15 protein-coding genes are annotated in these 13,386 nt (G+C 71.0%); 3 read left to right on the top strand and 12 right to left on the bottom strand.

Going from position 1 to position 13,386, the window contains the following annotated elements:
- Positions 1 to 10 precede the first annotated feature (10 nt).
- From ABEB12_RS21175 to ABEB12_RS21145, 7 genes are all read right to left on the bottom strand, one after another.
- Entirely contained in the window at positions 11 to 667 is a 657-nt protein-coding gene (locus tag ABEB12_RS21175; protein WP_185060368.1) for a winged helix-turn-helix domain-containing protein, read from the bottom strand.
- A 14-nt stretch (positions 668 to 681) separates the two neighbouring features.
- Entirely contained in the window at positions 682 to 2,028 is a 1,347-nt protein-coding gene (locus ABEB12_RS21170; protein ID WP_185060369.1) for an MFS transporter, read from the bottom strand.
- A 162-nt stretch (positions 2,029 to 2,190) separates the two neighbouring features.
- Positions 2,191 to 2,514, bottom strand: coding sequence for a hypothetical protein (locus ABEB12_RS21165; RefSeq protein WP_185060370.1), 324 nt, complete (start codon positions 2,512 to 2,514; stop codon positions 2,191 to 2,193).
- Positions 2,515 to 2,547: 33 nt separating this feature from the next.
- The gene (locus tag ABEB12_RS21160) at positions 2,548 to 2,757 is read right to left on the bottom strand and encodes a DUF2283 domain-containing protein (RefSeq protein WP_185060371.1); all 210 of its coding nucleotides are present in this window, start codon (positions 2,755 to 2,757) and stop codon (positions 2,548 to 2,550) included.
- 34 nt (positions 2,758 to 2,791) lie between these two features.
- Positions 2,792 to 3,145, bottom strand: coding sequence for a DUF4258 domain-containing protein (locus tag ABEB12_RS21155; RefSeq protein WP_185060372.1), 354 nt, complete (start codon positions 3,143 to 3,145; stop codon positions 2,792 to 2,794).
- Between the two features lie 123 nt (positions 3,146 to 3,268).
- Positions 3,269 to 5,395: an acyl-CoA dehydrogenase family protein gene (locus ABEB12_RS21150; protein WP_221497655.1), complete on the bottom strand. Its 2,127-nt coding sequence runs from the start codon at positions 5,393 to 5,395 to the stop codon at positions 3,269 to 3,271.
- 22 nt (positions 5,396 to 5,417) lie between these two features.
- The gene (locus ABEB12_RS21145; protein WP_185060373.1) at positions 5,418 to 6,143 is read right to left on the bottom strand and encodes an alpha/beta fold hydrolase; all 726 of its coding nucleotides are present in this window, start codon (positions 6,141 to 6,143) and stop codon (positions 5,418 to 5,420) included.
- Positions 6,144 to 6,257: 114 nt separating this feature from the next.
- Between ABEB12_RS21145 and ABEB12_RS21140 the strand changes: the two genes are divergently transcribed.
- From ABEB12_RS21140 to ABEB12_RS21130, 3 genes are all read left to right on the top strand, one after another.
- The gene (locus tag ABEB12_RS21140) at positions 6,258 to 6,992 is read left to right on the top strand and encodes a tyrosine-protein phosphatase (RefSeq protein WP_185060374.1); all 735 of its coding nucleotides are present in this window, start codon (positions 6,258 to 6,260) and stop codon (positions 6,990 to 6,992) included.
- Positions 6,993 to 7,169: 177 nt separating this feature from the next.
- The gene (locus tag ABEB12_RS21135; RefSeq protein ID WP_185060375.1) at positions 7,170 to 7,652 is read left to right on the top strand and encodes a DUF3145 family protein; all 483 of its coding nucleotides are present in this window, start codon (positions 7,170 to 7,172) and stop codon (positions 7,650 to 7,652) included.
- Between the two features lie 282 nt (positions 7,653 to 7,934).
- The gene (locus ABEB12_RS21130) at positions 7,935 to 8,489 is read left to right on the top strand and encodes a hypothetical protein (protein ID WP_185060376.1); all 555 of its coding nucleotides are present in this window, start codon (positions 7,935 to 7,937) and stop codon (positions 8,487 to 8,489) included.
- Between the two features lie 57 nt (positions 8,490 to 8,546).
- On the opposite strand, the gene ABEB12_RS21125 is transcribed toward ABEB12_RS21130, so the two are convergent.
- The 5 genes from ABEB12_RS21125 to ABEB12_RS21105 all read right to left on the bottom strand — a co-directional run bounded on the left by ABEB12_RS21125 (position 8,547) and on the right by ABEB12_RS21105 (position 13,332).
- The gene (locus ABEB12_RS21125; protein ID WP_185060377.1) at positions 8,547 to 9,770 is read right to left on the bottom strand and encodes a beta-ketoacyl-ACP synthase II; all 1,224 of its coding nucleotides are present in this window, start codon (positions 9,768 to 9,770) and stop codon (positions 8,547 to 8,549) included.
- The gene (locus tag ABEB12_RS21120; protein ID WP_185060378.1) at positions 9,767 to 10,006 is read right to left on the bottom strand and encodes an acyl carrier protein; all 240 of its coding nucleotides are present in this window, start codon (positions 10,004 to 10,006) and stop codon (positions 9,767 to 9,769) included. Before ABEB12_RS21120 ends, ABEB12_RS21125 begins: the two co-directional genes overlap by 4 nt.
- 48 nt (positions 10,007 to 10,054) lie before the next feature.
- Positions 10,055 to 11,044, bottom strand: coding sequence for a beta-ketoacyl-ACP synthase III (locus tag ABEB12_RS21115; RefSeq protein ID WP_345702999.1), 990 nt, complete (start codon positions 11,042 to 11,044; stop codon positions 10,055 to 10,057).
- Positions 11,041 to 11,979, bottom strand: a complete 939-nt coding sequence (locus tag ABEB12_RS21110; RefSeq protein WP_185060379.1) for an acyltransferase domain-containing protein — start codon at positions 11,977 to 11,979, stop codon at positions 11,041 to 11,043. The genes ABEB12_RS21115 and ABEB12_RS21110 overlap by 4 nt, the downstream gene beginning before the upstream one ends.
- Positions 11,980 to 12,153: 174 nt before the next feature.
- Positions 12,154 to 13,332, bottom strand: a complete 1,179-nt coding sequence (locus ABEB12_RS21105; protein ID WP_185060380.1) for a helix-turn-helix domain-containing protein — start codon at positions 13,330 to 13,332, stop codon at positions 12,154 to 12,156.
- Between the last annotated feature and the right edge of the window lie 54 nt (positions 13,333 to 13,386).

The following is a 13,386-nucleotide window of genomic DNA, read 5'->3' as shown; positions in this document are numbered from 1 at the left end:
CGCCGCCCGCTCAGCCGAGGCGGTAGCCGAAGCCCCGGATGGTGCGCAGCATCTCCGGGCGGTCCAGCTTGGCCCGCAGGGTTGTCATGTGCACGTCCAGGGATCGGGAAACCGCGAGGTAGGCGTCGCCCCACACCTCGTCCATGATCTGTTGCCGGCTCACCGCGACGCCGGCCCCCCGGGCCAGCACGGCGAGCACGTCGAACTCCTTGGTGGTCAGGGGGACGGGCTGGTCGGCCACCCGGACCAGCCGGGCCTCCAGGTCCACCGCGATGTCGCCCACCTCGACCACCCGCTTCGGCTCGCTGGTCTGCGCGGCGGCCCGGCGGGTGACCGCCTCCACCCGGGCCAGCAGCTCGCGCAGCCGGACCGGTTTTATCAGGTAGTCGTCCGCGCCGGAGCGCAGGCCGCGCACCACGGACCGTTCGTCCCCCCGGGCCGTGAGGACCAGCACCGGCACGGAGCTGACCTTGCGCAGCTTTCGCAGCACCTCGAGCCCGTCCATGTCGGGCAGGCCGAGGTCGAGCAGTACGAGATCGGCGTCCCGATGCGCGACCAACGCGTCGGCGCCCAGGTGGCACCGGATGGGCCGGTGTCCCTGGGCGCCGAGCGCGTCGACCAGCGCGCCGGCAACGCCATCGTCATCTTCGACGAGCAGTACCCGCACGTGGTACCTCATCCCTAAGTGCGAACGGCCTCCGAGTCCTGCTCCCGCCGCGGCGGGCCATCGTCCAGCGGCGAGTCCTGGGAAGTCTCCCGCATGAACCGGTAAACGATCAACGAGATCAGAGCACATCCGGCAACGTAGTAGAAGTAGATCTCCCCATGGCCGATTTTCAGCAACCACAGCGCCAGCAGTTCCGCCGTGCCACCGAAGATTGCCACCGTGAGGGCGTAGGGCAGGCCGACCCCCAGCGCCCGGATGTGGGTGGGGAACAGCTCGGCCTTCACGATCGCGTTGATCGAGGTGTACCCGGTCACGATGACCAGTCCGGCCATCATGATCAGAAACGCCACCACCGGGTTGTGCGCGCTGCCGAGCAAGGTCATCAGCGGCACCGTGCACAGCGTGGCGCCCACACCGAAGAAGGTCAGCAGCGGACGACGGCCGATCCTGTCGGACAGCTTGCCGGCCAGTGGCTGCAGGACGACGAAGATCAGCAAAGCGGCGAAGTTGATCAGGGTGACGGTCTTCGTCTCGATCTTCGGCACGGCGATCATGTATTTCTGCAGGTAGGTGGTGAAGGTGTAGAAAGAAATCGTGCCGCCTAGGGTCAGACCGACCACGGTCAGGCAGGCTCTCGGGTGCTGAAGCAGCACACGCAGACCCCCGCCGGGCTTGCGCCCGCCGGCCTGCTGCTTCTCGGCCAGGAAGCTTTCCGACTCCTCCATGCTGCGCCGCAGGTACATGGCGACGACCGCGCCGAGGGCGCCGATCGCGAACGCGATGCGCCAGCCCCAACTCTTCAGCTGATCATCGGTGATGAGCTGCTGAAGGACGATCTGTAGTCCTAGCGCGAGCAATTGGCCCGCGACCAGGGTCACGTACTGGAAGCTGGAGTAGAACCCGCGCCTGCCCGGTGTTGCCACTTCGGACAGGTAAGTCGCCGAGGTCGCGTACTCGCCACCAACCGACAGGCCCTGTACCAGCCGGGCGGTGAGGAGCAGCAGGGGTGCCCACACCCCGATGGTCGCGTATCCGGGGGAGAGCGCAATCAGCAGCGAGCCGGCGGCCATGAGCGTGACCGAGAGGGTTAGCGCCGAGCGTCGCCCGTAGCGGTCCGCGAAGTGACCGAGCAACCAGCCACCCAGTGGTCGCATCAGGAAGCCGACCGCGAAGATAGCGGCGCTCTGCATGAACTGCGTTACTGGATCGCTCTTCGGGAAGAAGGTGGCCGCGAAGTATGGCGTGAACGCCGCGTAGGCGTACCAGTCGTACCACTCGATCAGATTACCGATCGAGCCTTTGAACACGTTCTTGACAACTTTTCGCTCGCCGGTCGATCCGGCGTCTACCGTGCGCGTCATTGAGCCCTCCCCAGACATACGTCGTCGCCGTTCCACCGTCGGGGTTCGCGGAGCGCTCGGCAACGTGGTAGGCCCGGTATTTACGATCGCTTAGGTCGGATCGCCCGCCGATCGGCGCACCGTCGGCGGATGGGGCGCGGACAAACTGACAGCCGGCTGGTCTTAGCAGCCTTCTTTCACGAGGGTGACGTCCTTGATGTTGTTGACCCCACCGTAGTCGAAATCTCCGCCGATGTAGGAGCCGTAAATTTGTGTCTGTTGTGGCTCGAGGCAGGTGTTTCTGTCTGGTGCTACCAAGTAGTCGATGTGCAGCGTGATAGGTCGGTACCCGCAGTTGCTCCAGCCGATTTGGGTGGGGATGCCGGCCTCGACGAACCGGCCGCACGGAAAATCCTTGGGTGCGCCGGGCGCGATCCGCGTAGCCGCGCCATCCGCAGTCGGCGCGGAAAATGCGGCCGCAGCCAACAGCAATAGACCGGTCTTCATCTCTGCTCCGTTCGATTCGGCGCCGTCAGCGACTTAGTGATTAAGGTCTCGATAGATCTCGGGTAGTTGGCGCGCCGCGTCGAGAAGTTCGATGCCGAGCAGTTCTCCCGTGGCCGAGAGATCAATCACAAGAAGTGCGCCGCCCGCGTCGTCAAATATGGGTCTGGTATCCACCGCTCCACCTGGTGGTATCTCTTTGAAGGCGATGTAGGCCACGTTGTTCTGCTTGTCGTGGCTCCTCACCTGCGGATACTCGGGTCCTTGCATGCGATACCTCTCAGCTATTTCGCATGAATACTGTAACGACATAGCCGTCGTCATTCAGGCAAGCGATAATGCCATTCGGGTTCCCTCGATCAGTGTATTGCCAGGTTCCCTGTCTGTTGAGAAATGCCGTTCGATAGTGGAGAGCGACCGTCAGCTCGACATCAGATTTGCTGATGTTCCGGTCGCGCATTTGCGTCAGCGCGTGCGGCGTATAACCCGCAACCCGCTCAGGTGCGTTGCTCGATGCGATTTGCCTCAACGAGAGATCACTTGCTTGGGCAACTAAATGGGGGCTCGGTAAGACCATAGCCATGGCGGCGATGGCTGCGCAGATCGGTATCATGCCGTTCCTGAACGATGGCATGGCCTTCTCGACCTCACTTGGGCGGTGTTCGGATCTGCCTGCGTGGATGTACGCTACCCGCCGCCGATGCACGGCGTACCGATATCGGCAAAATTCTGGTGCGGCCGAAGCGAGCGCACTGAGTTATTTCTGTAGGGGGTCCCTGGGTAGGCCGAGGAGGCGTTCCGCCACCTGGTTGCGGACAATCTCCGCGGTGCCGCCGGCGATGGTCAGGCAGCGGGCGAAGAGGTATGCGTAGAGCTCCCGGTGCGCCCGGCCGAGCAGCGCCTCGGTGCCGGCCAGCCGACGGGCGAGGTCGGTGATCCGCTGGTCGTGCTCGGCGGAGAGCAGCTTGGCCAGGTTCCCCTCCGGGCCGGGGCCGGCCCCGGTGACCGCCCGCGCCGCCTGCCGCACGCCCAGCAGCCGGCGCGCCTGGTCCTCGGCGAGCAGCTCGGCCAGCTCGGGTTCGAAGCGGGCCCGGCGGGGGTGGGCGAGTACCGGCTCCACCAGGTCGATGGCGGTGAACCCGACCAGGCCGGTGCCGCCGCCCAGGGACACCCGCTCGTTCCCCAGGGTGGCCCGGGCGACCGTCCAGCCCTGCCCGACCTCGCCGACCACGTCGGCGTCCGGCACGAACACGTCGTCGAAGAACACCTCGTTGAACAGCGAGGCGCCGGTCAGCTCGCGCAGTGGCCGCACCTGCACGCCGGGGGCGGACAGGTCGATGGCCATCATGGTGATGCCGGAGTGCTTCGGGCCGGACGAGTCGGTGCGCACGGTGGCGAAGCCCCACTGGCTGAACTGTGCGCCCGACGTCCACACCTTCTGCCCGCTGACCCGCCAGCCTCCCTCGTCCCGCACCCCACGGGTGGAGATCGCGGCCGCGTCCGAGCCGGCGCCCGGCTCGGAGAACAGCTGGCACCAGATGGTGCGGCCGGTCAGGGCGTCGGCGATCCAGCGCTCCGCCTGCTCGGCGGTGCCGTGCTGGAGGATGGTCAGGGCCACCCAGCCGGTGATGCCCAGCCCGGGCACCTTCACCCCGGCGAACTCCTCCTCGATCACCAGCTGTTCCACCGCGCCGGCGTCCCGCCCCCACGGCGGCGGCCAGTGCGGCACCAGGTAGCCGGTGGACACCAGCTCGGCCCGCCGCTGGTCCCGGGGCAGCTCCCGCACCCGGGTGGCCACCTCCCTGGCTTCCGTGCGGTACCGCTCCGCCTCGGCCGGCAGGTCCAGCGAGGCGCGGCGGCGCACCCCGGCGGCGACCAGCCGGAGCACGTCGTCCTCGGCCGGCGCGGCGGTCTCCAGCACGGTGTGCAGCGCCTGGGCCCGGCGCAGGTAGAGGTGCGCGTCGTGCTCCCAGGTGAACCCGATGCCGCCGTGCAGCTGGATGTTCATCTCGGCCGCGCGCACCGCTCCGGGCAACGCGCGCGCCGCGGCCACGGCGGCGGCCAGCTCGGCCTCCTCGCCGGTGCCGGCGCGCGCGGCGTCCCAGGCCGCCGCCACGGCCAACTCGGCGTCCACCAGCATGTCCGCGCAGTGGTGTTTGACCGCCTGGAAGTGCCCGATGGTGCGGCCGAACTGCTCGCGCTGACCGGCGTACTCCACCGACGCCGCGACGCAGGCGTGCCCGATGCCGGCCGCCTCGGCGGCGAACAGCGTCCGGGCCAGCCGCAGGGCCACCGCCCGCCCGCCTGCTACCCGGCCGGACGGTTCGCCGGCCAGGACCACCTCGGCCACCCGGCGGGTCGGGTCCAGCCCGGCCACCGGCGTGACCTTTGCTGCCTCCCGGGGCACCACCAGCAGGTCCGGGCCTTCCGGCAGCAGCAGCAAGTCGGCCAGGCCGGCGCCGAGCACCAGCCACCCGCGCTCCGGGTCCGGGTCGGCCAGCCCGACCGCCGCGGTGCGCTCGCCACCGGCCAGGCCGGGCAGCAGCGCCGCGCGCAGCTCGTCCGGCGCGGCCTCGGCCAGCACCGCGCCGGCCAGCGCGGTGGGCAGGAACGGCCCCGGCGCCACCACCCGGCCCAGCTCGGCCAGCACCACGGCCAGCTCGGGCAGCCCGAAGCCCTCGCCGCCGTACTCCTCGGGCAGGTGCAGGCCGGGCCAGCCCAGCCCGCGCAGCGCGGGCCAGAAGCCGGGTGGCTGTTCCTCCGGCGCGTCCAGCAGAGACCGCGCGGCGGCCAGGGCCTTGTGCTCGGCCAGGAATGCCCGGGCGACCGCCGCGAGCTCGCGGTGTTCCTCGGCGATCGCGAACTCCAGGTTCACCACGGGCATCTCCGGCTCCCTTGCTCGGCGGCTACGCGGGCTTCCCCGCGGTCTTCAGGATCGCGGCGGCCACCTCCGCCGGCCGGGTGAGGCTGGCTTCGTGACTGCCCGGAACCTCGACGGGCGGCACGCCCAGCCGGGCGGCGAACCGGGGCAGCTCGCCGCGCGGGAACATCCGGTCGTCGGCCGCGTGCAGGTAGCTGGTGGGCAGGCCGAGCGAGGTTACCGGCGGTAAGTCTAGCCCGTCGGAGAGGTAGCCCATGGGTTGTGGCACGAGCAGCGAGTGCACCAACCGCTGCACGTCCTCCGACGCGTCCTGGATGTAGTCCCGGCGCCACAGCTCGAACGGCATGGCCACCGAGTCGGTCCCGGAGGCCTCGGCCAGCTGCTCGCAGGTCGACCGGCCGGCCGGGGTGGCTTCGTCCAGGAACGACCCGCCCTCGGCCGGTACCACCGCGCTCCAGAAGACCAGGCGGCGCAGCCGGCCGAGCAGCCGGTGCGCGGCGCCGGCCATCGGGATGCCGCCCCAGCAGTGCGCCACCAGGGTCACGTCCGTCAGGTCCCGGCCGCGCACCTCGTCCACCACGTGCGCCACCGCGCCGGCCAGCCGCCGGCCGCGCGGGTCCTCGCCGTCCCGCAGGCCCGGCAGGGTGAGCGTGACGGCCCGGTGGCCGGCCGTGCGCAGGCGGTTCGCCACCGGCCGCCACGCCCAGTCGCCGTGCCAGGCGCCGGGGATCAACACGTACGTCTCGGGCATCTTTGCTCCGAAAATCATTTAGGGAACCGGTCACAGCGCCGCCACGCGGTGGTATTCGTCTCCTGATTACCGGCTCGACTTTCCCTTGTCACCGATGCATGGCTCACTGGAGTCATGACGGCCGAAGCGTTGCACACCATTCCGCCCGATGTGCTGCCCAACCTGCGCGACGTCGGGGGCCTGACCACAGATACCGGCGGAACCACCCGTCCGGGTGTGCTGCTGCGCAGCGCCGCGCCGCTGGCCGGGGACCGGCTCCCCGAGCTGGCCGGCTGGCCGCCCGCGCTGGTGCTGGACCTGCGGGGCGGCGACGAGCTGGGCGGCCTGGCGCACCCGCTGACCGCGCCGGGCACCCTGGTGCACGCGCTGCCGCTGCTGGACCGGGCCGTGACCCCGGAGGCGGGCGGTGAACCGGTCATCGACTGGGATCAGGTGCCGGACCTGGCCACCGCCTATCTCCACTTCCTGGAGCGCAGCGAGACCAAGCTGGCCACCATCACCGAGCTGGTCGCGGCGGCCGAGGGCGCGGCACTGGTGCACTGCGCGGCCGGCAAGGACCGCACCGGGGTGGTGGTCGCGGTGCTGCTGCGCGCCGTCGGGGTGAGCCGCGAGGCGATCACCGCCGACTACCTGCTCACCGAGCCCGAGCTGCCGGCCATCCTGGCCCGGCCGAACAACGTCGTGGCCGACGCGACGCGCTACCAGCGCCTGCTCGGCGTGCCGGCGGAGGCGATCACCGGGGTGCTGGACATGCTGGACGACACGCCGGGCGGCGCGGCGGGTTGGCTGCGCGCGCGGGGCGTGGCGGATGATGTACTGGCCGCCTGGCGGCTCCGCATTCTGGGGTGATCGGGCCGGCGCGGCCGCCTCCGGAGCCGCGCGTGAAGAACAACACGCCCGACCCGCGTGTTGCGGCTGGCGCCCCGCCATGCGGTCGGGCAGACTGCCACCGCGACTGTTGGCCAAGACTGTTGATCATGAGGACGTTGGGGAAGACGTTGCCTCATTCGACAGCGGAGGTCTGCAGTGAGTACACGTGGAGTGATCTACGTCCACTCGTCGCCAGCTGCGGTATGTCCGCATGTCGAGTGGGCGATATCCGGCGTGCTCGGAACCCAGGTGTCGCTGCGCTGGACACCCCAGCCGGCGGCGCCGGGGACCCTGCGCGCCGAGTGCTCGTGGCGGGGGCCGGCCGGCGGCTCCGGCGCGATTGCCGGTGCCCTGCGGGCCTGGCCGGTGCTGCGCTTCGAGGTGACCGAAGAGCCCAGCGAGGGCGTCGACGGCCAGCGCTTCACCCACGTGCCGAACCTGGGCCTGTGGCGCGGCCGGACCAGCGCGAACGGTGACATCGTGGTCGGTGAGGACCAGCTGCGGTCGGTGATGTCCGCGCGCGGACAGGTGCGCGGCCGGATGCACGAGCTGCTCGGCACCGCCTGGGACGAGGACCTGGAACCCTTCCGCCGCGCCGGCGACGGCGCCCCCGTCACCGTCCTCCACCAGGTCGGCTGAGCCGGTCTGCCGCCGCGGCGTCGCACAGGAACCGGCACGTCGCACGCCCCGCGGGCGGTGCGGCGTCACAGTTGGTTGCGCGGCGAACCGCCGCGGACAGCGATCAACCTCAATGCGTCGCGGCTCTACCGCCACGGCTGGCGATCATGCCTGGAATATCGCTGAAGCAGTGATCTTTGATGTCGATCTTGGGCGTGGTCACCCGACTGGGTGGGGACGACGGTGGACCGCTGGTAGGGACCGGTACGGGCGGCGGCGGGCGGGTGTGTAAAGCTTCCCTCCGTGGCCAGAGCGGGAGAGCGGCGTTGGGTGGTGACCTTCGCCGTGGTGTTGGTGGTAGTGCTGCTCGGACTGCTGGCGGTGGCCGGGCTACGGCTCGCGCAGATGCGCTCGGTACCGCTCGGGGTGGCGCGGGAGCGGCCGGCGCAGGGCGCGGGCCCGACCGAGGTGGAAGTCAGCGCGGACGCGTGGGTGCACCCGGCCGGGCCGGCCGTTCAGGACGCGCTCAACCGCTACTTCAGCGCGATCAACGACAAGGACTACCGGAGCTGGGTGGCGACGGTGACGCCGGCGGTGGCCAACCAGCGGCCCGAGGCCACCTGGTTGCAGGGCTACGCGAGCACCACCGACGGCACGATCCGGATCAGCCGGATCGACGAGGCCGGACCCGGCCGGCTGGTCGCGCTGGTCTCCTACGTGAGCACGCAGGACGCCGAGGACGGGCCGGACGACCTGAAGGTGCCGCGCATCTGCTGGCGCTCGTCCATCCCGTTGGTCGGCAGCCCACCACTGGTCGACATGGTCAAGACCAGCGGCGTCCTGCGAGGCTCGTGCTGAACGCGGCCCCCCGGGGCGAGCACCACAGATAGCTGTGGCGCCCGCCCGGAGGTCAGATCACGCGGCGGTGAAGGCCAGCGCGACGTTGTGCCCGCCGAAGCCGAACGAGTCGTTCAGCGCGGCGGTGAGCTCGATCTTCCTGGCCTCCCCGGACACGACGTCCAGCTGCACGCCCGGGTCGAGGTTCTCCAGGTTGGCGGTGGGCGGGATCACGCCGTCCCGGATGGACAGCACGGTGGCGATGCCCTCCACCGCGCCGGCCGCACCGAGCAGGTGACCCAGGGTGGACTTGGGCGCGGTGAGCACCGGGTGGTCGCCGATCGCCCGGCGCACCGAAGCGGCCTCACCGACGTCCCCGACCGGGGTCGAGGTGGCGTGGCAGTTCACGTGGCCGATGTCCGCCGGGTCCAGCCCGGCGGAGCGCAGCGCGGCCTTCATGGCCCGCGCCTGACCGATGCCCTCCGGCTCCGGGGCGGTGATGTGGTACGCGTCGGACGAGGTGCCGATGCCGGCCAGCCGGCCGTGCACGGTGGCGCCCCGGGCGGCCGCGTACTCCTCCCGCTCCAGCACCATGATGCCGGCGCCCTCGCCCAGCACGAACCCGTCGCGGCCGGCGTCGAACGGCCGTGACGCGCCCTCGGGGTTGTCGTTGTGGCTGGTGCACATGGCCCGCATCTGGGAGAACCCGGCCAGCGGGATACCGCAGATGCACGCCTCGGCGCCGCCCGCGATGACCACGTCCACCTCGTTGGCCTTCAGCATGCGCCAGCCCCAGGCCAACGCCTCGGCGCCGGAGGCGCAGGCGGACACCGGGGCGTGCACGCCGCCCTGGGCCTTGAACTCCAGGCCGACGTGCGCGGCCGGGCCGTTCGGCATGAGCATCGGAATGGTCAGCGGCGCGACCTTGCGCACCCCCTGGGTCTCCAGGATGTCGTCCTGGGAGAGCAGGGTGACCGCCCCGCCGATTCCAGTGCCGACGATGACCGCCAGCCGGATCGGATCCACCTCGGGCGCGCCGGCGTGCTGCCACGCCTCACGCGCCGCGATGATGGCGACCTGCTCGCAACGGTCCAGCCGCCGCGCCTCGACCCGCTTCAGCACCTCGGTGGGCTCGACGGCCAGCTGCGCGGCGATCTTCACCGGCAGCTCGAACCGGTCCACCCACTCGTGCTCGATCCGAGACACCCCGGACTTGCCGGCCAGAAGGCCCGACCAGGTGGAGTCGACGTCCCCGCCGAGCGGGGTGGTGGCCCCGAGCCCAGTGACGACGACCTGAGTCATTTGTTGGCGGCGATGTAGTTCACCGCATCGCTGACGGTCTTCAGCTCGGCCAGCTGGTCGTCCGGGATCTTCACGCCGAACTTGTCCTCGGCCTGCACCGCGATCTCCACCATGGACAGCGAGTCGATGTCCAGGTCGTCGACGAAGGACTTCTCCGGGGTGACCTCGGCCGCGTCGATACCGGCGATCTCTTCGACGATCTCGGCCAGGCCGGGGAGGATGTCTTCGTTGCTCACGTGGGTTCCCTTTCGATTGGTTGTACTCAAGAACTGACGGATTACGGGTCAGGGGGTGACGACTACCTGGGCGGCATAGCTGAGCCCGGCCCCGAAGCCGACGAGCAGCAGCACGTCGCCCCGGGAGATTTCGCCGGCCGCCCGCATGTGGTCGATGGCCAGCGGGATGGACGCCGAGGACGTGTTGCCGGAGTGCACGATGTCCTTGGCGATCCGCATGTCCTCCCGCGCGCCGGCCTTGTGCAGGCGCTTGGCCACCGCCTCGATGATGCGCAGGTTGGCCTGGTGCGGGACGAACACGTCGATGTCGGCCGGGGTCAGCCCGGCCAGCTCGATGGCCCGCAGCGCCACCGGTGCGATCTTGGTGGTGGCCCAGCGGAACACCTGCTGGCCCTCCTGGCGGATCGAGTTGCTCTCCGGCTCGATCCGGATCGCCTCGTGCGCCTCGCCGTCGCTGCCCCAGGTGAGGGGGCCGACGCCGACCTCGTCCGGGGTGCCGGCCGGGCCCAGCACGGCCGCGCCGGCTCCGTCGGCGAAGATGATGCAGGTGGACCGGTCGTCCCAGTCCAGCCAGTCGGACAGCTTCTCCGCGCCGATCACCAGCACGTGCTTGGCCGAGCCGGCCCTGATCAGGTCGGCGGCGGCGCCGACGCCGTAGCTGAAGCCGGCGCAGGCCGCGTTCAGGTCGAACGCTCCCGGTGCCTGTACCCCGATCCGGGTGGCCACCTGGGCGGCCGCGTTGGGGATCGGGTTGGGCATGGTGCAGCTGGCCACGATGACCGTGTCCACGTCGGTGGGGGAGAGCCCGGCGTCGGCGATCGCCTTGGAACCGGCGTCGGCGGCGATCTCCACCAGCAGCGTCTCCGGCTCGGCGATGCGCCGGCTCTGGATGCCGACCCGGTCGCGGATCCACTCGTCGCTGGTGTCCACCCGCTGGGCCAGGTCGTCGTTGGTGACGATCTTGTCCGGCTGGGAGCTGCCCCAGCCGAGGACGCGGGCGCCCGGCACGGCCTGGGCGAGGCGGATCGCGCGGCTCACGCGGCACCTCCAGTGATCACGTCGGCGGCCGCCGGTACGGCGTCCGGGCTCTTCAACGGGTAGGTCGGGGTGCCCTTGAGCTCCCGCTTGGCGATGCCGGTGAGGGTGCCGGCCGGGGCCAGCTCGATCACTGCGGTGACGCCGAGGTCGCGCATCCGGGCCGAGCACAGGTCCCAGCGCACCGGCAGGGTCACCTGCGCTACCAGCCGGTTGCGCAGGTCGGCGCCGCTGGTCACCTCGGCTCCGTCGGCGTTGGACAGCAGCGGGCGGACCGGGTCGGCGAAGTCCAGCTTGTCGGCGTAGCCGCGCAGCGCCTCCTCGGCGGGGGCCATGAACCGGGTGTGGAAGGCGCCGGCCACGGCAAGCACGCGGACCTTGGCCCGTTCCGGCGGTTCCTCGGCCAGCCGCTCCAACGCGTCCAGCGGGCCGGCGGCGACGATCTGGCCGGCACCGTTGCGGTTCGCCGGGTCCAGGCCCAGCTCGGCCAGCCGGGCCAGCACCTGCTCCTCGACGCCGCCGAGCACCGCGCTCATTCCGGTCGGCTCCAACAGGCAGGCGGCGGCCATCTCCCGGCCGCGCACGGCGGCCAGCTCCACGGCGGCGTCCGGGGTGAGCGAGCCCGCGATGGCGGCGGCGGCCAGCTCACCCACCGAGTGGCCGGCGGTGAGCGTGCCCTCGGGAAGCTCCGCGTCGGCGGTGAGGTGCTGGTAGGCGAGCAGCGCGGCGGCCACGATGAGTGGCTGGGTGACCGCGGTGTCCTTGATCTCGTCGGCCGTCGCCGTGGTGCCGAGGCGGGCGATGTCCAGGCCGGTCGCCTCGGACCAGCGGGCCACGCTGGCGCGCGCGTCGACCCGCTCGGCGGCCGGGCCGTTGAGCCATGGATCGAGCATGCCGGGTGTCTGGGAGCCCTGTCCGGGGGCGAGCACGACAATCACTCGGGCCAGCCAACACCGTAGCCCGGCTGGAGGGGGATAACGACTGGCACGAAACTCACCGGGTGTGGTTTGGAGGTTTCCTACAAAGCAGACGGCGCCCGTCTGTCTTATGCCCAGGTTAATTTGTAGGGTCGTGCCGGTATCTTGGCTGGTCACGCGCCGTTGTCAGGCCAACTACTCCGGGTTCAAACGGCCCAGTACGAGGGCTATCCGGAGCACCAGCGCGTCCCGTGGGACGGTGGGGTCGAACCCGGTGACTTCTCTCACCCTGCGTAGTCGGTAGCGCACGGTGTTGGCGTGCACGAACAGCGCCCGGGCGCAGGGTTCCAGCGCTCCGCCGCCGTCCAGGTAGTTGGTCAGCGTGCGGTGCAGCTCCCCGCCGGCCGCGACCAGCGGCTCCACCACCCGCTCGACCAGCTCGGCGCGCGCCGCCGGGTCCCCGGCCAGGGTCCGCTCCGGCAGCAGGTCGTCGGCGTACACCGGGCGCGGCGCGGCCGGCCGGCCGATCACCGCGCGCAGGCCCTGCAGGGCGTCCCGGGCGCTGGTGTGCGCGGCGGCCAGGTTCGCCGCGGTCGGCCCGATCACCACCGGACCCGGGCCGAACGCCTTGGCCAGGCGCTCCATGGCGGGCTCCCTCGGGCCGGAGAGCAGCGCGACCAGGCGGGGGCCCTGCACGCCCAGCAGCACCGAGCGGCCGAGGCGGGTCGCCGCCCGCCGGATGCCGGCGAGCGGCTCGGAGTGGTTCTCCGGCGGCGGGGTGCCGACCAGCACGGTCACCGCCAGCTCGGCGTCCCAGCCGAGCGCGGAGGACCGGGAGATCAGTGCGTCGTCCACCTCGCCGCGCACCACGCCGTCCACCACCAGGGCCTCGAGCCGGGCGTCCCATGCGCCCCGGGACTCGGCGGCGCTGGCGTACACCAGCGCGGCGGCGAACGCGATCTCGCGGCCGAACTTGAGGATGCCCTCGGTGAGCAGCCGCCGCTCCTCGTCGTCGGCGGCGAGCAGGGGCAGGCGCTGTTCGAAGACCTCGATGGCCACCCGGACCATCTCCACGGTCTGCCGCAGGCTGACCCGGCGGGCGAGATCCCTCGGGGCGTTGCGGAACGCCTCGGCGGTGAGCGGGATGGTCTCGGTAGGCTTGCTCAGCCAGGCGACGAAGTTGGACACGCCGGCCTGGGTCACCAGCAGCACGCCGGCCCGCTGATCGGCGGACAGCCGCCGGAACCACGGGAACCGCTCGGCCATCATGGCCACACTGCTGCTGGCCAGGCCGCCCGACGCCTGCTCCAGGCGCCGCAAGGTACGGCCGGACACCGCAGGTCCGGTGTGCGCGGTTGTCACGTCGCGCAGCATGGCACGTCATCCGTGCCCGGCAACATTCAACCTAGGGACACGTCGCGTCCCCGG

The organism is Actinospineispora eucalypti (genome assembly GCF_039543365.1).
GTDB classification, from domain to species: Bacteria; Actinomycetota; Actinomycetes; order Mycobacteriales; family Pseudonocardiaceae; genus Pseudonocardia; species Pseudonocardia eucalypti.
This window is presented reverse-complemented; position numbering and strand designations above follow the sequence as displayed.